Source organism: Nocardia sp. MH4, assembly GCF_019266065.1.
Taxonomy (GTDB): Bacteria; Actinomycetota; Actinomycetes; order Mycobacteriales; family Mycobacteriaceae; genus Nocardia; species Nocardia canadensis.
On sequence record NZ_LPNR01000132.1, the window covers coordinates 216622 to 232603 of the forward strand.

At 66.5% G+C, this 15982-nt stretch carries 20 protein-coding genes and 1 riboswitch; of the genes, 11 read left to right on the top strand and 9 right to left on the bottom strand.

What is annotated here, in order from left to right; translation table 11 throughout:
• Nucleotides 1-75: 75 nt before the first annotated feature.
• On the bottom strand, nucleotides 76-1086 hold the full coding sequence (gene fgd / locus ATM97_RS33285; RefSeq protein ID WP_218722176.1) for a glucose-6-phosphate dehydrogenase (coenzyme-F420): 1011 nt from the start codon (nucleotides 1084-1086) through the stop codon (nucleotides 76-78).
• A 165-nt stretch (nucleotides 1087-1251) separates the two neighbouring features.
• On the opposite strand from fgd, the gene ATM97_RS33290 reads away from it, so the two are divergent.
• From ATM97_RS33290 to ATM97_RS33305, 4 genes are all read left to right on the top strand, one after another.
• Nucleotides 1252-2010 (top strand): HAD-IIA family hydrolase, encoded by a 759-nt coding sequence (locus tag ATM97_RS33290; protein WP_255588796.1) that lies wholly within the window; start codon nucleotides 1252-1254, stop codon nucleotides 2008-2010.
• 88 nt (nucleotides 2011-2098) lie between these two features.
• The gene (locus tag ATM97_RS33295) at nucleotides 2099-3190 is read left to right on the top strand and encodes an LLM class flavin-dependent oxidoreductase (protein WP_218722178.1); all 1092 of its coding nucleotides are present in this window, start codon (nucleotides 2099-2101) and stop codon (nucleotides 3188-3190) included.
• Nucleotides 3187-3807, top strand: a complete 621-nt coding sequence (locus tag ATM97_RS33300; protein WP_218722179.1) for an FMN reductase — start codon at nucleotides 3187-3189, stop codon at nucleotides 3805-3807. The genes ATM97_RS33295 and ATM97_RS33300 overlap by 4 nt, the downstream gene beginning before the upstream one ends.
• Nucleotides 3808-3832: 25 nt before the next feature.
• Complete coding sequence (locus ATM97_RS33305) at nucleotides 3833-4381, top strand: YceI family protein (RefSeq protein WP_218722180.1); 549 nt, start codon at nucleotides 3833-3835, stop codon at nucleotides 4379-4381.
• A 75-nt stretch (nucleotides 4382-4456) separates the two neighbouring features.
• Here the strand turns inward: ATM97_RS33305 and ATM97_RS33310 are convergent, their stop codons facing one another.
• Together ATM97_RS33310 and ATM97_RS33315 are read right to left on the bottom strand one after the other, a co-directional pair.
• Complete coding sequence (locus tag ATM97_RS33310; RefSeq protein WP_218722181.1) at nucleotides 4457-4909, bottom strand: MarR family winged helix-turn-helix transcriptional regulator; 453 nt, start codon at nucleotides 4907-4909, stop codon at nucleotides 4457-4459.
• Nucleotides 4906-5529, bottom strand: coding sequence for a DJ-1/PfpI family protein (locus ATM97_RS33315; protein WP_374104931.1), 624 nt, complete (start codon nucleotides 5527-5529; stop codon nucleotides 4906-4908). The genes ATM97_RS33310 and ATM97_RS33315 overlap by 4 nt, the downstream gene beginning before the upstream one ends.
• Before the next feature lie 120 nt (nucleotides 5530-5649).
• On the opposite strand from ATM97_RS33315, the gene ATM97_RS33320 reads away from it, so the two are divergent.
• The 3 genes from ATM97_RS33320 to ATM97_RS33330 all read left to right on the top strand — a co-directional run bounded on the left by ATM97_RS33320 (nucleotide 5650) and on the right by ATM97_RS33330 (nucleotide 7409).
• Complete coding sequence (locus ATM97_RS33320; RefSeq protein ID WP_218722183.1) at nucleotides 5650-5871, top strand: hypothetical protein; 222 nt, start codon at nucleotides 5650-5652, stop codon at nucleotides 5869-5871.
• Between the two features lie 2 nt (nucleotides 5872-5873).
• On the top strand, nucleotides 5874-6971 hold the full coding sequence (locus tag ATM97_RS33325) for a flotillin family protein (RefSeq protein ID WP_218722184.1): 1098 nt from the start codon (nucleotides 5874-5876) through the stop codon (nucleotides 6969-6971).
• Between the two features lie 90 nt (nucleotides 6972-7061).
• Nucleotides 7062-7409, top strand: a complete 348-nt coding sequence (locus tag ATM97_RS33330) for a hypothetical protein (protein ID WP_218722185.1) — start codon at nucleotides 7062-7064, stop codon at nucleotides 7407-7409.
• 12 nt (nucleotides 7410-7421) lie between these two features.
• Here the strand turns inward: ATM97_RS33330 and ATM97_RS33335 are convergent, their stop codons facing one another.
• Entirely contained in the window at nucleotides 7422-7961 is a 540-nt protein-coding gene (locus ATM97_RS33335) for a hypothetical protein (protein ID WP_218722186.1), read from the bottom strand.
• A gap of 104 nt (nucleotides 7962-8065) precedes the next feature.
• Here ATM97_RS33335 and ATM97_RS33340 point away from each other — a divergent pair, with 104 nt between their 5' ends.
• The 3 genes from ATM97_RS33340 to ATM97_RS33350 all read left to right on the top strand — a co-directional run bounded on the left by ATM97_RS33340 (nucleotide 8066) and on the right by ATM97_RS33350 (nucleotide 9759).
• The gene (locus ATM97_RS33340; RefSeq protein ID WP_218722187.1) at nucleotides 8066-8440 is read left to right on the top strand and encodes a hypothetical protein; all 375 of its coding nucleotides are present in this window, start codon (nucleotides 8066-8068) and stop codon (nucleotides 8438-8440) included.
• A 103-nt stretch (nucleotides 8441-8543) separates the two neighbouring features.
• The gene (locus ATM97_RS33345) at nucleotides 8544-9146 is read left to right on the top strand and encodes a hypothetical protein (RefSeq protein ID WP_255588750.1); all 603 of its coding nucleotides are present in this window, start codon (nucleotides 8544-8546) and stop codon (nucleotides 9144-9146) included.
• A 97-nt stretch (nucleotides 9147-9243) separates the two neighbouring features.
• Nucleotides 9244-9759 carry a hypothetical protein gene (locus ATM97_RS33350; RefSeq protein WP_218722188.1) on the top strand — a complete coding sequence of 172 codons (516 nt, stop codon included), beginning with the start codon at nucleotides 9244-9246 and terminating at the stop codon, nucleotides 9757-9759.
• An 89-nt stretch (nucleotides 9760-9848) separates the two neighbouring features.
• Here ATM97_RS33350 and ATM97_RS33355 read toward each other — a convergent pair whose 3' ends face one another.
• The 5 genes from ATM97_RS33355 to ATM97_RS33375 form a co-directional block, all read right to left on the bottom strand.
• The gene (locus ATM97_RS33355) at nucleotides 9849-12131 is read right to left on the bottom strand and encodes an N-6 DNA methylase (protein ID WP_218722189.1); all 2283 of its coding nucleotides are present in this window, start codon (nucleotides 12129-12131) and stop codon (nucleotides 9849-9851) included.
• Complete coding sequence (locus ATM97_RS33360) at nucleotides 12128-12763, bottom strand: hypothetical protein (protein WP_218722190.1); 636 nt, start codon at nucleotides 12761-12763, stop codon at nucleotides 12128-12130. Before ATM97_RS33360 ends, ATM97_RS33355 begins: the two co-directional genes overlap by 4 nt.
• 283 nt (nucleotides 12764-13046) lie before the next feature.
• Nucleotides 13047-14255 (bottom strand): O-succinylhomoserine sulfhydrylase, encoded by a 1209-nt coding sequence (locus ATM97_RS33365; RefSeq protein ID WP_218722191.1) that lies wholly within the window; start codon nucleotides 14253-14255, stop codon nucleotides 13047-13049.
• A 10-nt stretch (nucleotides 14256-14265) separates the two neighbouring features.
• Complete coding sequence (locus ATM97_RS33370) at nucleotides 14266-14682, bottom strand: rhodanese-like domain-containing protein (RefSeq protein ID WP_218722192.1); 417 nt, start codon at nucleotides 14680-14682, stop codon at nucleotides 14266-14268.
• 18 nt (nucleotides 14683-14700) lie between these two features.
• Nucleotides 14701-14818, bottom strand: a riboswitch (SAM riboswitch).
• Nucleotides 14819-14864: 46 nt separating this feature from the next.
• Nucleotides 14865-15323: a hypothetical protein gene (locus ATM97_RS33375; protein ID WP_218722193.1), complete on the bottom strand. Its 459-nt coding sequence runs from the start codon at nucleotides 15321-15323 to the stop codon at nucleotides 14865-14867.
• 189 nt (nucleotides 15324-15512) lie between these two features.
• On the opposite strand from ATM97_RS33375, the gene ATM97_RS33380 reads away from it, so the two are divergent.
• Nucleotides 15513-15982 (top strand): FAD-dependent oxidoreductase (locus ATM97_RS33380; protein ID WP_218722194.1); only part of this gene is annotated, 470 nt, incomplete at its 3' end.

Below are 15982 nucleotides of genomic sequence, written 5' to 3' on the forward strand. Positions count from 1 at the left end.
TCACTCATCGGAGACGACACCGCCCGGATGGTTCGGCGTGACACCGAACCAGCCGGGCGGGTGAGCGTCGAAGGATCAGCCCAGCGCGCGCAGGCGAGGTGCCAGGTCGCGCTTGAACAGGTCGAGGAAGCGCAGCTGGTCGTGGCCGGGGGCGTGGAAGACCAGGTGGTTGAGGCCCGCGTCCAGATAGGGCTTGATCTGGGCGACGGCCTCGTCGGGATCGCTGGCGACGATCCAGCGCTTGGCGACCTGCTCGATCGGCAGCGCGTCGGCGGCGGCCTCCATCTCGATCGGGTCGGTGATGTCGTGCTTCTGCTCCGGGGTCAGCGACAGCGGGGCCCAGAAGCGCGTGTTCTGCAGCGCCAGTTCGGGATCGGTGTCGTAGGAGATCTTGATCTCGATCATCTTGTCGATGCCGGCGAGGTCGCGCTCGGCCTTGGCCGCGCCCTCGGCGACCGCGGGCAGCAGCTTCTCGGTGTAGAGGTCCATGCCCTTGCCCGAGGTGCAGATGAAGCCGTCGCCCGCGCGACCGGCGTAGCGGGCCACGACCGGGCCGCCCGCGGCGATGTAGACGGGGATGCCGCCCTTGGGCACGTCGTAGATGGAGGCGCCGACGGTGTGGTAGTACTCGCCGTCGAAATCGGTACGCTCGCCGGTCCACAGCGCGCGCATCAGCGACACCGCCTCGCGCAGCCGGGCGAAACGCTCCTTGAAGTCGGGCCATTCGCCCTTGTAACCGGTGGCGATCTCGTTGAGCGCCTCGCCGGTGCCGACCCCGAGCATCACCCGGCCCGGGTACAGGCAGCCGAAGGTGGCGAAGGCCTGGGCGATCACCGCCGGGTTGTAGCGGAAGGTGGGGGTGAGCACGGAGGTGCCGAGCATGATCCGCTCGGTGCGTTCACCGGTGGCGGCCAGCCAGGCCAGCGAGAACGGCGCGTGCCCGCCGTCGTGCCGCCACGGCTGGAAGTGATCGCTGACTGTCGCGCTGTCGAGACCGTGCTCCTCGGCGGCCACCGCCAGCTCGACGAGCTCACGCGGCCCGAACTGTTCTGCCGATGCCTTGTATCCGAGCTTGAGATCAACCATCTCAGCCACTCCTGTCGTTCGCTTCGTCGCGGCCCCTGCCGCATCGACACTAACCAACACCGTCACCGAGTTCTCCGGGAGCGGTGGCTCGCACCGCCGCCGGTTTTAGCGGATGATTAGCTGGTGACCGCCAAGGATGAGCAGATCTTGTCGTACCTGACCGACATGGACGGCGTGCTGGTGCACGAGGATCAGCTGATCCCGGGCGCCGACGAATTCCTCACCGAGCTGCGCGACAACGAGATCCCGTTCCTGGTCCTGACCAACAACTCGATCCGCACCCCACGCGATCTGCAGGCCCGGCTGCGCCAGACCGGCCTGGACATCCCCGAGGAATCCATCTGGACCTCGGCGCTGGCCACCGCCACCTTCCTCGACGACCAGCGCCCCAACGGCACCGCCTACGTCGTCGGCGAGTCCGGCCTGACCACCGCGCTGCACGAGATCGGCTATGTCCTCACCGACGTCGACCCCGACTATGTGGTCCTCGGCGAGACCCGTACCTATTCGTTCGAGGCGATCACGACCGCGATCCGCCTGATCGATCGCGGCGCCCGTTTCATCGCCACCAATCCCGACGCGACCGGCCCGTCCCGCGACGGCGTGCTGCCCGCGACCGGCTCGGTCGCCGCGCTGATCACCCACGCCACCGGCAAGGACCCGTACTACGTGGGCAAGCCGAACCCGCTGATGATGCGCTCGGCGCTGCGCCGCATCGACGCGCACTCCCAGACCACGGTGATGATCGGCGACCGCATGGACACCGACGTCATCTCCGGCCTGGAAGCCGGCCTGCGCACGATCCTGGTCACCTCAGGCATCTCCACCAAGCACTCGGTCGAGAAATACCCGTTCCGCCCCACCCTGGTCGTCGACTCGGTCGCCGACCTGATCGGCCGCACCCGCTCCCCCTTCCCGGAGTAGCTGCATGTGAGCTGCCTCACAGTGGAATAGGTTCCCGCCCTCGCTGGTTATAGTTGCCATGGCAACCAAAGCGAGTCGAGGAGGGCCCGTGCAGTTCGGAATCTTCACCGTGGGCGATGTGACCACCGACCCCACGAACGGCCGCACCCCCACCGAGGCCGAGCGGATCAAGGCGATGGTCGCGATCGCGCAGAAGGCCGAGGAGGTGGGACTCGACGTGTTCGCGATGGGCGAGCACCACAATCCGCCCTTCGTGCCGTCCTCGCCGACCACCATGCTCGGCTACATCGCGGGCCGCACCGACAAGATCCTGCTGTCCACCTCCACCACGCTGATCACCACGAACGACCCGGTCAAGATCGCCGAGGACTTCGCGATGTTGCAGCACCTGGCCGACGGCCGGGTCGACCTGATGCTCGGCCGCGGCAACACCGGCCCGGTCTACCCGTGGTTCGGCAAGGACATCCGCGACGGCATCCCGCTGGCCATCGAGAACTACCACCTGCTGCACCGCCTGTGGCGCGAGGACGTCGTGGACTGGGAGGGCAAGTTCCGCACGCCGCTACAGTCGTTCACCTCCACCCCGCGCCCGCTCGACGACGTCCCGCCGTTCGTCTGGCACGGCTCCATCCGTAGCCCGGAGATCGCCGAGCAGGCCGCCTACTACGGCGACGGCTTCTTCGCCAACCACATCTTCTGGCCCACCGACCACTTCCAGCGGCTGATCGAGCTGTACCGCCGCCGCTACGAGCACTACGGCCACGGCAGCGCCGACCAGGCCATCGTCGGCCTCGGCGGCCAGGTGTTCGTGCGCAAGAACTCCCAGGACGCGATCCGCGAGTTCCGCCCGTACTTCGACAACGCGCCCGTCTACGGACACGGCCCGTCGCTGGAGGAATTCACCGAGCAGACCCCACTCACCGTGGGCAGCCCGGAGCAGGTCATCGAGAAGACGCTCACCTTCCGCGAGCACTTCGGCGACTACCAGCGCCAGCTGTTCCTGGTCGACCACGCCGGCCTGCCGCTGAAGACGGTGCTCGAACAGCTCGACCTGCTCGGCGAGGAAGTGATTCCGGTGCTGCGCAAGGAATTCGCCGCCGGGCGTCCCGCGCACGTGCCGGACGCGCCGACCCACGCCTCGCTGCTCGCCGCCGAGACCACCACGGAGGTGACCGCATGACCACTCGCATCGCGGTGGTGTCGGCCGGGCTGTCGCAGCCCTCGTCGACCCGGCTGCTGGCCGACCGGCTGGCCACCGCCACCGCACGAGAGCTGCGCGCCGGCGGCGCCGAGGTCGAACTCGACTTCGTCGACCTGCGCGATCACGCCCGCGAACTCGCCGACAACCTGATCACCGGATTCCCCGCGCCGTCGCTGCGCTCGGCGATCGACCAGGTCGTCACCGCCGACGGGCTCATCGCGGTGACGCCGATCTTCAGCGCCTCCTACAGCGGTCTGTTCAAGACCTTCTTCGATGTGCTGGAACCGGATTCGCTCGCGGGCAAGCCGGTGCTGGCCGGTGCCACCGGCGGCACCGAACGGCACTCGCTGGCCCTCGAACACGCGGTGCGTCCACTGTTCGCCTACCTGCGCTCGATCGTCGTACCCACCGCCGTGTACGCCGCGTCGTCGGACTGGGGCGCCCACGGTGCCGACCAGGCGCTGAACAACCGGATAGACCGCGCCGCAAGCGAATTCGCCACCCAGATCCTCGGCAGGCCCAGCGCCGGACCCGCCGACCCGTACGACGAGCCGACCCCGTTCGCGGATCTGCTCGCCGCCAACCTCCCACGCTAGAACCCAACCCCCACAAGGAGTTCCCATGACCACCGCCATCGCCAACGGCCTCACCGCGGGCACCTGGGCCATCGACCCCGCTCACTCCACCGTCGGCTTCTCCGTACGTCACCTCATGGTGAGCAAGGTCCGCGGCCGCTTCACCGACTTCGACGGCGCGCTCGTCATCGGCGAGGACGGCACCGCCTCCGCGCACGCCGAGATCCGCGTCGACTCGCTGACCACCGACAACGCCCAGCGCGACGGCCACCTGCGCACCGCCGACTTCTTCCACGCCGAACAGTTTCCTGTGATGACCTTCAAGTCCACCGGGTTCCGCGGCGAGGGCAGCGACTTCGTCGTCGACGGCGAGTTCACCGTGCGCGGCAACACCAAGCCGGTCTCCCTCGAGGTCGAGTTCCTCGGCGTCAACGAGGGCATGGGCAACGGCCCGGTCGCCGGTTTCGAAGCCAAGACCGTGGTCTCGCGCCGTGACTTCGGCCTCGACATCGACATGCCGCTGCCCGACGGCGGCGCCGTCATCGGCGACAAGATCACCCTCACCCTCGAGATCGAGGTCGGCCTCCAGAGCTGAGCTCCGACCGCACAGTCCGACGCCCCCGTCGCCACTTCGGCGACGGGGGCGTCGGTGTGCCGGCTGCCGACGACCTCACTCCTCGGCGACGGTGATCGCCTCGACCGCGGCGGACAGCCGGGTCAGCGCGGCCACGATCGCCGCGAACTCCACCGGACCGAGCTCGTCGGCGAGGCGGCGAGCGATTCTCGCGTGCTGCGGATTGATGCGCTGGACCGCCGCGCGGCCCGATTCCGTCGCCGCGACCAGCTTCGCCCGCTTGTGCGCGGGGTTGGGCCGGTATTCGCACAGTCCCTTGTCGACGAGCAGGTCGGCGATGCGCTGCACACTCTGCCGGGTGATGCCCATCGCGCGGGCGATGCCCGCGACCGGCAGCGGTTCGGCGAGCACCGCGCCGAGCACCTGCCACCAGGCCGCGGTGAGACCGGCCGGGGCGGCCAATTCCTCGGCGATGGCGAGGAATTGGCCGTTGAGCTTGAACGAGGTGATCGCCGCGGTCGAGAACAGTTCCTGCTCGCCGGCTGTCACGCGTTGGCGGCTTCGTACTCGGCGAGCACCGCGTAGGCCGCCGGGTCGCGGTGCGCGAACAGGGCGTACCAGGCGTCGATGACGTGCGGCTCGGACACCTCGAGGCGGGTGAAGATCTCCCTGGCGAACTCGAACGGCGACATGGCGTCGGCGGTGATCACGTCGCGGTCGGTGACCGCCTGCGCCTCCACATAGTGTTCGGCACCCGAATATCCGCTGTAGACCAGGTATTCGGCCGCGTTGGAGGTGTGCGCGCGATCATCGAGCAGGCCCGCCTTGGCCAATCCGAAGGTGGCGCCGCAGATTCCGGCGACCGGCACGCCCGCGTCGAGGAACTGACGCGCCTTCTCCGCGAACGGCACCAGCTCCTCACCCTCCCACAGATCCGCGCCGGGCAGGATCAGCATCACGCTGTCGGCCGGGTCGAGATCGGCCAGCGCGAGGTCCGGGGTGACCCGCAGTCGGCCCATCGTGGTGATCGGTTCGGTGCTGAGCCCGACCGTCTTCACCTCGAACGTGCCCGGCTCGCGATGCCAACCACCGTTGGCGATGTGCGCGGTGGCGGCGCCCACCTCCCAGTCGGCGAGAGTGTCGTACACGGCCATGTGAACTGTTCGCATCGTCATGACAGTATCCTGTCATAATTGACAGCAAGCTGTCAATAAGAATATTGGAACCCATCGGCAGGCCGCGCATCGTACGCTGACGTCATTCGATGCGAGACAAGGAGACTCAGCGCGATGACCGACCCGGTGCACGGCCTCACGGGCACGCTCACGTCACCGATCCGGGCCGCGGGCGCGCTGGGCGAAGTTCTCGTGGCGATCCGCGGGGGAACCGAGACCTACCTCGCGCGGGCCGACGAACCCCTCCCGGCCGGTGCCACCGTTCTGATCGTCGCGGTGCATCCCGGCCGGCTGGTCGACGTCGTCGCCTGGATTCCGCTCACCAAGGAGGACTGAACATGCTGGGTTATCACGTTCCCGATCCCGACGAGGCGATGCTGGTCAGCGGCGCCAAGACCAAGGACAACGCCCCCTTCAAGGTGGTCATCGGCCGCGGCACCTGGGTGGTGCCGCTGTTCCGCAAGGTCCGCTACCTGTCGCTGGCCATGTTCGAGTCCGAGATCAGGGAACGCTGCGTCACCAAGCAGGCCATCCAGCTCGATGTGCGCGCGGTGATCGCGTTCAAGGTCGCCAACGACACCTCCTCGATCGTCAACGCGGCCCAGCGCTTCCTGTCCGAGCAGGAGCAGGAGATGTCGGTGCTCACCGGCCGCATCTTCTCCGGTCACCTGCGCTCCATCGTCGGCTCGATGACAGTCGAGGAGATCATCCGCGAACGCCAGAAGCTGGCCGACGAGGTGCTGCTCGCCTCGAAGGTGGAGATGAGCAATATCGGCCTGTGGGTCGACTCGTTCCAGATCCAGTCCATCGACGACGGCAACCTGGGCTACATCAACGCCCTGGCCGCACCGCACAACGCCGCCGTGCAGCGCGATGCCCAGATCGCCCAGGCTCAGGCCGCCCAGCGCGCCGCCGAGGCCGAACAGGAATCGCTGCGCCGCCGCGCCGAGTACGAGCGGGAGACCGCGATCCTCAAGGCGCAGTACCAGCGCGACATCGACAAGGCCAATGCCGAAGCGGCCCAGGCGGGTCCGCTCGCCGACGCCATCGCCCGCCAGGAAGTCCTCACCGCCCAGGCCGAGCAGGCCCGCAAGAACGCCGAACTGCGCGAGCAGGAACTCCAGGCCGAGGTCGTGAAACCCGCGCTGGCCGAAGCGGAACGCGTCCGCATCCTCGCCGAGGCCGAAGCCGACCGCACCCGCATCCAGGCCGAGGCCGCCGCCTCCAACAACCGGATCGCCCTGGACCAGTTGCTCATCGAGCAACTGCCCGAAATCGTCAAGCAGGCCTCCAACGGCCTCGCCAACGCCAACCTCACCGTCCTCAACGGGCCCGACGGCGTCGGCGAACTGGTCAACGGCATGGTCGGCCAGGGCCTGACCGTCTTCAACTCCTTGCAGAAGGCGTTGTCCAACGGCGAGGTCGACAAGGTCTGAATCCCGGCATCCGGCCGGGCGCCATTAACGGTGCCCGACCGGATGTCGATTCTCTGGCACGAACGCCGGGATCGACGCAAGGAATGACTGATGGGATTGTGGATCGGTAACCCCGAGCTGGGCGCCGCCGAGAAGGTGATCTGGCAGCAGCTCGCCAATCGAACGCAGGGTGGCCGGGCCGTCGGCGGACGCCTCTCCCTGACCGACACCCGCCTGCTCTTCGTGCCCAATCATCTGGACGCGCTCACCGGTGGCAAGCGCTGGGAGATACCGCTGAGCCGGGTGCGTGCCATCGGCCGACAGAGTCCGGACGGTGGACTGTTCAGCGGTGGCCTGCGCACTCGCCTGCGCATCGAGACCGACACCGGCACCGAACTCTTCGTCATAGGAAAGCTCGACGAGGTGCTCGCTGTCCTCGACGCCGCAGTGCCCTCGTAGCGCCGAAGACCGTCACCCCCGCCAGTTCGACGGGGCCTGCCGGAAACCCGGCCGTGGGCTGGCGAAGGTGGCGATCACCGCACGCACGACCCGCACCGCGGCATCGGGCCCGACCTCGGGCCATCGCTCGATCGCCGCGAACTTCACCGCCGCGCCGGCGTAGACGATGAGCTCGTCGGTACGGGCGGGATAGAAGCCGTAGCCGATGCCGTCGGTGGTCTCGTAGTACTCGTGCCGGGTCGAGTAGGCCGAATCGATCCGACCCGGTTCGGGCAGCCGCACGATCCCGTCGGCCACCGCGCGATCGAGAATCTTCCCCATGACCCCGGTGAGGCCGATGGCCGTGGCGTAACCGACCTCCGCGGACCACGGACCCCGGTGCTCCTCGCGCAGTGGCAGCTCGGTGGCGGGTCCGGTGTAGGTGCGGCCTGCCCACGCCTCGATCGAGTCGTCGATCGGGAAGTGCCAGGTCCGCTCGTCGAAGAGCTGTTGCGCCCGCTGCCTGCGGCGATCGTTCTCGGCATAGTATGCCTCGCGCTCCTCGGCGTTCATCACCCGAAACTAACAGCGCGCCAAGCCATCCGGTAACGATGGCGGTTGACAGCCCGGCACCACGGCAAGATCTCGGGGGACGTGTTAGGTTCCCGGACAAGAACGTGATCGAGGCCGGGGGCGGGCGGATGTTGCAGGCCGATATCGATGAATTGGGCAAGCTGGTGACGGTCCTCGATGACGTCGGTCGAGAGATCGACCAACGGGACGTCCGTTGCGAATCCGATCATCTCGGTACGGCGGTAGCCGGAACCGACGTGGTGGCGGCGTGCGTACAGCTGGGTGAGTTCATCGAAGGCGCCTATTGGCGGGTGACCAATCGGTTGCACGAGATCTCGACGGCGGTGACCGCCACTGCGTCGAGTATTCAGGCCACAGATGAGGACTTCGCGCAGACGGTGCCGCGCTCGCCGCCGCGCTGCGGCGCGGTGATTACACCGAGGCCGCCGCCATCATGGCGCACCGGCCCAAGGGACTGACCACCCAGGAGATCCAGGACCTCGCGGCGGGCAAGAACGTCGCCGGCGTGCCCGCCGATCTGCAGCAGGCGCGGAACGGCGGGGCGTGTCACCGGAGACCATCGTGGAGATCGCCGGCACGCACGGCATCACCCCGGAGGACTTCACCGTGCTCGACGGAATGGAGCCGGTCACCGACAAAGACGGCAAGACCTACTTCATCATGCCTTCCGGCACCAGCGGCGACGATGCGCAGAAGGCGGTGCTCATGACCTACATCCTCAACGCGGGCACCGACTACGACAAGGCCGGCCTGGTACCGGGTGTCGTCAACGACTTCGAGGAAACGCCGTACTCCAGTGCGGAAGTACAGCGGATCATCGACCGGCAGGACAAGAACGACTGGAGCTACGACCAAGACGTAGCGTTCATCGATAGCAACGGTGGGCGGCTCGCAACCACACCCAACGGCATGCTCATGGGACTCGGGGGCAACGAGCTACAGGATTTGTACAGCCAAAAGGGTGGCACCACCTACGGCGACATCTTCATGATGAATCTCGATGACCTCGACGACCCGGCCAGCTGCGCGAGATCGCCGAATCCGGAAGTAAGTGGTTCGACAACGGGAGCGGACCACAGCAGAGTTCGACCGATCTGGATCGCCTGTTGCACCACGAGGAACGGCACTCCCAGCAGTGGGCGGAGAAGAGATACGCAGGCATGATCGGGTCGGTGGCCTGGTCCGGTCTGAAGGCGTGGTGGACCGACAGTGACGACGAGATCGAAGAAGACGCGGGCCTGCACGACGGGGGATACAAGAAATGATTCGCCGGCCCGCCGTACTCGTCGCCATCGCTGCGCTGCTGAGCTCCTGCGGCATATTCGGCAAAGACCAAGTGGACCTGCGGCCAGGACTACCGGATGCCTTCGGCGCGCGGATCACCGATGGTGAATTGCGGATCTGGACCGGATCGCGGTGCCTTGGCGCCGAACGGGCCGTTCTCGCCTTCGAGCCGAGCCACTCCGCGCTCATTCTGGTTCCCGCGAGCGGAGCGGGAACCGATATCGAGTATTTGACAGTCGGACCGAACCCCGGCTGGAAGATCGCGGAGCCGCTCCCTCCTGGCTTCGAGTGGAGAAACGAGAGAAGGCTCTACCTCACGCAGATCGACGCGGGTTCGGGCGTGGCCGCCGACATCGAGACCATTGTGCGGGACTCCGCGGCGCACCCCGCCGATACCTACTGGTTCCAGGGAGTGGGCTGGCTGAACGCGGCCGATGTCGCCGCGCAGGACGGGAAGACCTTCCGCTCCTTCTGCAGTCCCCACCCGCTGTAACAACCGATCGAAAGCCCCAGGACGGCCGGCCGGACGAGTTTCGTTTCGAGAGGCTGATCTGGGGAGCAGGTGAACTCCCCACACCCATTTCAGCGCTCGGTGCCCTGGACACCGGCTTCGTCGTCAGGTGGAATGAGCGTAGCCGCCAGCTCCTCGCGCAGCGCGACGACAAGATCGCTCATCTTCTGATAAGTACCAGCCGCCACACGCAACTTTTCCAGCTGCTCAGCGAAACCGCGCTGAGCGCGCAGCGACGGCAGCCAGATCGGCATCTGACGGAGTCGGGACACACTGATGTGTGGGATAGCCGAGCCCATCGAGTTCACGGTCATCCACTCGCGGACCGGCGGACTGTTCAAATAGTTGGTCAGATACTCGGCGTCAACCCTGTCGCCGGAATCGCCGATTCGCTGCGGACGGATACGAACACACCCCGGGCCGAGTATCCAGCCGTTCTGTGATTCCGACACACGACCGAACCGACCGAGCGTGCCTGCCCTGGCGGTGACCACGTCGCCGCCTCGAACCCGAAATCGGCTCAGCTTCTCCGCGACGTTGGGAGCGACGGTATCCAAATCCGCTGACCCGATCACACTGTCCCGGATATTGCGCGGCAGCACCAATGGCGTCCCCATCGGCTCTGCCTGGTCCCGGTTCACCGAACCAGGACCGGCCAGGACGTCCGCGATAGAACCAAGTTGGACATACTTGCCATCACGTGCGAGCCGGCTGTTTTCCCGAGCCGCATGCACGGCACGACTGATCGCGAGGTTGTCGTCCCCGAGCCGGTGGCCCGCATTCTCGAACTGCTCATAAACGCTGAACATTGTCGAGATCGACTGTTCGATCGTCGGTCGACCTTCGACTACTCCGACGTAGCGGCGCGGCGAGAGGTCGAAGTCCGCAGCGGCGAGCTCCGAGAGAGCGACTGACCGCGAAAACCCGGACTCACCGCGGAATACAGTCGTGTCCGGATGGTCTGTCCACCGCTTGTACTCCTGGACGATCCTGTCGTGCAGCTCTGAGCTCAACCGCCTGGTACCGCGCCGCGCTACACCGGAGTCATGCGCGTCGACCATCAGTATCTCGGGAGACGCCACCCGCGGCGCATCCATCGCACGCACAACCCAAATCGCGGTCGGGATCGCGGTCTCCGCAAACAGCGCGGGCGGCAACGCGATAACACATTCGATGATTCCGGCCCGGACCATCGCTGCGCGGATGCTCGTTTCTCGCCCCGAGCGAAACCCTGCACCCATCGGTAGGAGTACCGCGCCCCTACCCTGCGGTGTCAGCTTGCTTACCGCGTACTGGACCCAGCCCAGATCCGCACGCCCACTGGGCGGTGTACCGAAGGCCCAATCCCGCTCCGCCAGATCCAGTTTCAGGCCGAAGGGAGGATTCGTCACGATGTAGTCGAATCGTCGACCAGGAAATCCGTCGCGGACAATCGAGTAGCCCGGGTTGCAGATGTCGGCGTCAGCCTGGTGTAGCGCGAGATTCATCAGCGACAGCACCTTGGCGGACGCGGAGGGCGGGCACCCGAAAAGGTTCGCGGGCACCAGATTCTGCGCGGTGTGCTGATGAGCGGCGACCAGAAGTTCCGCAGAACCACAGAAAGGGTCGTACACCTCGCTGGACATCATCGGGTCGAGGAGGTCGATGAGCAGCTTTGCGATGGCGGGTGGCGTGAAATGACCTCCGCTGCCACCCAACTGGCGCCCGGCGAGCTCGAAGACCGCGGAACTCATCTGCGTCGCGACGGTCATAACCTCGGCGCCGAAGTCGATTCGATCGAGCTTGTCGATCGCGTCGACAATGCTCGAGTCAGGGGTCGAGTCCAGCGCGTGGAAGGCTGGGACGCCGTCCCCGTCCGGCAACGGCGGTACCCGCACACCCCGCAGGAGACCGGACTTTCCTGTCCAGTCAGGAGTGGCGACAACCGCTCGCCACGTATCGGGATGCTGTGCCTTGACATACAGTAGGCCGACGATCAGGCCGCTGATCATCGCGGGATCGTGTCTGCCCCGCAGAATGTCGAAAACCGTCCACAGTTCACTCGACAGCTGCCCGGACGGCTCCGAGGTGACCGATGGCACCGGTGTGGCAGCCGAAGGAGACAACGCCGCGCGGGACAGCCGATTGCCGTAGCTCGTACCGTAATTTTCCTCTGGCCGAAGCCGATTGCGTGGGATGGTACGGCGATTCAGCCACTGGGTGATTGCGGATTCGTCGAAGATTTCCTGTCCATCGACGACGAGCGGATCCGGAAAATCTTCGTGTCGTGTCCGCCAGTTGCTGACCGCGCTGATGGTCACGCCGATCCGCTCCGCGAGGCGGCTCGGTGTCAAGGCACCCGGCGACTCGGTCATCGAACGACAACCCTCGCGGGTCGGCGAGCTAGCGCGGCCGGCACCGTATCGCAAGAACCCAGATGTGTGACGGCCTCGGTGGAGATGTGCCCGATCAGCCGCAGCATTGTCTGGTGGTCGGCCTCGAGGTGCCGATGATGGATCGGCTCGTGGTGCATGATGCGATTGCGAAACAGGCGAATGGTGTTGAGTTCGCGATGCACCACCTTGCGTGGTCCCCGATAGTTCGGGAGCGCCTTGTGCAGGCAGGGGACCCACATCACACGGTCGTTGGCCGAGCTGAACAGCGATACCCAGAAGCCGAAGGACAGCTGGGCCACGACGTCGTCAGCCGACGCAGACCCGTTCCTGATCTTCGTGTGCGCCCGTGACACCGCATCCCGACTGGAGCGGTCCAGCGGTGCGACGGCCCACCAGTCAGAACGTGCCCACTTGACGGACATCCGGTCGTGAACGGAGTTACGCAGGCATACCTCCAACCAGTTCAGCGGGGTGTAGAACTCCTTCGACACGGAGACATTCCAGTCGTACAGCTGTTGAGCGAAGCCCGCGTCACCGCCTGCCCGCGCCAGGTAGGGCGCGTACCTGGCCGGCGACAGCGCTTGATGGATCCACGCGGACGAACTGATCATTGCAGAGCCTCGCATCCACATTGTCGCAGCACGAGATACGTGCTAGCCTGATTACGTAAGCCCCGAGTCCGCCTCTGCGTAAGATACGCATGCCGCTCGGGGCATTGCTTTGCCGTCAGGCGTCATCCACAAGTGTTGCGATGCAAGAACATCCGTAGTCGCCTGTTGTCACCAAGCGTAAACCCCTCACCTACGTCAGGCAAGTACGTATCCGTACTTTATTTTGTGAAGTCGATGCAGTACGGCACTTTCCACCTGTGAACCTCTCGACTCCGCGCGCAACCTAGCGCAGGGCGTGGTCGAGGTCGCCGAGGAGGTCCTCGATGTCCTCCAGGCCGATCGAGATGCGGACCACGCCGTCGGAGAGGCCGATCGAGGCGCGGCCTTCGGGGCCCATCGCACGGTGGGTCGTCGTGGCGGGGTGGGTGATCAGGGTCTTCGCGTCACCGAGGTTGTTGGAGATATCGATGATGCGCAGGCGGTTGAGGACCTCGAAGGCGCGCTTCTTGCCGTCGTCGCCGGCCAGTTCGAAGGTGACGACCGTGCCGCCGCCGGACATCTGGGCGGTGGCGAGGGCGTGCTGCGGGTGGGACTCGAGGAAGGGGTATTTCACCCAGTTGACCGACTTGTTCGTCTCCAGGAACCGGGCGACCCGCAGTGCCGACTCGGTGGACTGGCGCACACGCAGCGGCATCGTCTCCAGGCCCTTGAGCAGGGTCCAGGCGTTGAACGGGCTCAGCGCGGGGCCGGTGTGGCGCATCAGGTTCTTGACCGGGCCGTCGATGTAGTCCTGGGCGCCGAGGATTGCGCCGCCGAGCACGCGGCCCTGGCCGTCGATGTGCTTGGTGCCGGAGTAGACCACCACGTCGGCGCCGAGTTCGAAGCCGCGCTGCAACAGCGGGGTGGCGAAGACGTTGTCCAGCACCACCTTCGCGCCCGCGGCGTGCGCGAGCTCGGTGACCTTGCGGACATCGACGAGGGTCTGCATCGGGTTGGCCGGGGTCTCGAAGAACACGGCCTGGGTGGGGACCGAGAGCGCCTGCTCCCACTGCTCGAGGTCGTCACCGTCGACGAAGACGGTCTCCACGCCCCAGCGCGGCAGGATCTCGTTGCACACCACGAAGCACGAGCCGAACAGGCTGCGGGCCGCGACGAGGCGATCGCCCGCCTTCAGCAGCGCGCCCAGCGCGGTGAACACCGCGGACATGCCGGAGGCGGTGGCGAACGCGGCCTCGGCGCCGTCGAGCAGCCGGATGCGCTCCTCGAACATGGCCACGGTCGGGTTGCCGTAACGCGAGTAGACGAAGTGCTCGACCTCGCCGGTGAAGGACGCCTCGGCGGCCTCGGCGCTCTCGTAGACGAAACCCGAGGTCAGGTACAGCGCCTCGGAGGTCTCCTCGAAGCCGGAGCGGCGCAGGCCGCCGCGGACGCCGAGAGTGGCCGGGCCGACGCCCTCGGGCAGTGGCTTGTCGAACGAACCACCGGTGATCATGCTGTTCTCCTTATGCCTGACGCCACGGCAGGCCGACCGCGCGCCAGCCGACGCTGCCGCGCTGCCCGAACGCGTCGGGACCGCCCTCGAAACCGTCCAGCACGTTGTAGGACGGGGTGATGCCCGCCGCGGTCGCCACGGTCGCCGCCCCGATGGAGCGCTGGCCGGAGCGACACAGGAACACCACCGGCGCGCCGTCCGGCCGATCACCCAGCGCCTGCTCGAGCTGCGCGCCGAAGTTCGGATTTCGGGTTCCGGTGCCGTCGACCCACTCGATGAAGTGGGCCGGGCGCTCGATCGAACTGGTGTCGGGGATACCGATCTGCGCCCACTCGCCTTCGGTGCGCACGTCGACCAGCACCGCGTCGGGGTGCTCGGTCAGGATCTCCCACGCCTTCTCAGGGGTGATGTCGCCGGCGTAAGTCATGTCGAAACCTCCTGCGTGAATCCGCTCTTGCCGTGCCGGTTGTCCGGGCACACGGCCAGGTCGTCACCCGGAGCACCCCACCGCGGAGGAGGGTTGCCGACCAGCGAGCCGGGGCTTGGCGCTGGTACTCATGACCTTGCGATCTGAGATTGCCCCGGCACAGGTCACCGTGTCAAACAGTGCTACGGAGTGCAGACCAGCCAGGTGCCGTCCACCCTGGTCAGGTTCCAGGTGCTGGTGGCGGACGTGTCGCCGATCTGCACGGTGGCGTCGATCTTGGCCCGGTCGCCGTTCACCGTCGCCTTGTCGAAACTCTTCTTGTCGATCGTCACTGCCGATTTCGGGCCGCCGAGCCGCTCCGACAGGCCGGATTTCTCCTCGTCGAAGCCGGGGCAGGCGACACCGGCCGGCGGACGCAGCTCGCTGCGCGAGCGCGCGTCGATATAGTTGGTGACAGCGGCGGCGAGACGGTCGGCCTCTGTGACATTTTTCTCAGCGGGCGAGAGCAGGCCGCCGAGCACGATGCCAATGAGCACGATGACCGCGATCACCGCGGCCGCGACGAACGGGACGATGGAACGCTTGTCGGTCTGATCCACCACGATGGGCTGGTCGTCCGAGCCTGTCTGCTCCTCGTTCATGCTGTAATCCTGACAGACCCGGTGCGGGCAACCACACCGCACGCCGGGTGGCCACAACGCCGCAGATAGAATCGCCAGAATGCGGTGCGCTGCCGACTCGGAAGGCAGCTGCCAGCAGCCGGATCGTCAACTTAGCCTAAGCTAAATCGACGCCGTCAACAGTTCTCGACCAAAGGGTGCGCGTAGAAAATGACCGAACAGAGTGCAGCGACCCGCCCGCTCCGCATTGCGATCGTGGGCGCAGGACCGGCCGGTATCTACGCCGCCGACGCATTGATGAAGTCCGATGCCGATGTCAGCATCGACCTCTACGAGCGCATGCCCGCGCCCTTCGGCCTGATCCGCTACGGCGTCGCCCCCGACCACCCGCGCATCAAGGGCATCATCACCGCCCTGCACAAGGTCCTCGACAAAGACCAGGTGCGCCTGCTCGGCAACATCGACTACGGCACCGACATCACCCTCGACGACCTGCGCCAGTTCTACGACGCGGTCATCTTCTCCACCGGCGCCAACGCCGACCGCGCCCTGCCCATCCCCGGCATCGACCTCGACGGTTCCTACGGTGCCGCCGACTTCGTGTCCTGGTACGACGGGCACCCCGACGTGCCGCGCTCGTGGCCGCTGGACGCGGAGAAGGTCGCCGTGCTCGGCGTCGG

Bases quoted from the DNA above. Each gene is read 5' to 3' on its own strand.
- fgd (WP_218722176.1), bottom strand. From the start codon at position 1,086: ATGGTTGATCTCAAGCTCGGATACAAGGCATCGGCAGAACAGTTCGGG.
- ATM97_RS33290 (WP_255588796.1), top strand. From the start codon at position 1,252: ATGGACGGCGTGCTGGTGCACGAGGATCAGCTGATCCCGGGCGCCGAC.
- ATM97_RS33300 (WP_218722179.1), top strand. From the start codon at position 3,187: ATGACCACTCGCATCGCGGTGGTGTCGGCCGGGCTGTCGCAGCCCTCG.
- ATM97_RS33305 (WP_218722180.1), top strand. From the start codon at position 3,833: ATGACCACCGCCATCGCCAACGGCCTCACCGCGGGCACCTGGGCCATC.
- ATM97_RS33315 (WP_374104931.1), bottom strand. From the start codon at position 5,529: ATGCGAACAGTTCACATGGCCGTGTACGACACTCTCGCCGACTGGGAG.
- ATM97_RS33320 (WP_218722183.1), top strand. From the start codon at position 5,650: ATGACCGACCCGGTGCACGGCCTCACGGGCACGCTCACGTCACCGATC.
- ATM97_RS33325 (WP_218722184.1), top strand. From the start codon at position 5,874: ATGCTGGGTTATCACGTTCCCGATCCCGACGAGGCGATGCTGGTCAGC.
- ATM97_RS33330 (WP_218722185.1), top strand. From the start codon at position 7,062: ATGGGATTGTGGATCGGTAACCCCGAGCTGGGCGCCGCCGAGAAGGTG.
- ATM97_RS33335 (WP_218722186.1), bottom strand. From the start codon at position 7,961: ATGAACGCCGAGGAGCGCGAGGCATACTATGCCGAGAACGATCGCCGC.
- ATM97_RS33350 (WP_218722188.1), top strand. From the start codon at position 9,244: ATGATTCGCCGGCCCGCCGTACTCGTCGCCATCGCTGCGCTGCTGAGC.
- ATM97_RS33355 (WP_218722189.1), bottom strand. From the start codon at position 12,131: ATGACCGAGTCGCCGGGTGCCTTGACACCGAGCCGCCTCGCGGAGCGG.
- ATM97_RS33360 (WP_218722190.1), bottom strand. From the start codon at position 12,763: ATGATCAGTTCGTCCGCGTGGATCCATCAAGCGCTGTCGCCGGCCAGG.
- ATM97_RS33365 (WP_218722191.1), bottom strand. From the start codon at position 14,255: ATGATCACCGGTGGTTCGTTCGACAAGCCACTGCCCGAGGGCGTCGGC.
- ATM97_RS33370 (WP_218722192.1), bottom strand. From the start codon at position 14,682: ATGACTTACGCCGGCGACATCACCCCTGAGAAGGCGTGGGAGATCCTG.
- ATM97_RS33375 (WP_218722193.1), bottom strand. From the start codon at position 15,323: ATGAACGAGGAGCAGACAGGCTCGGACGACCAGCCCATCGTGGTGGAT.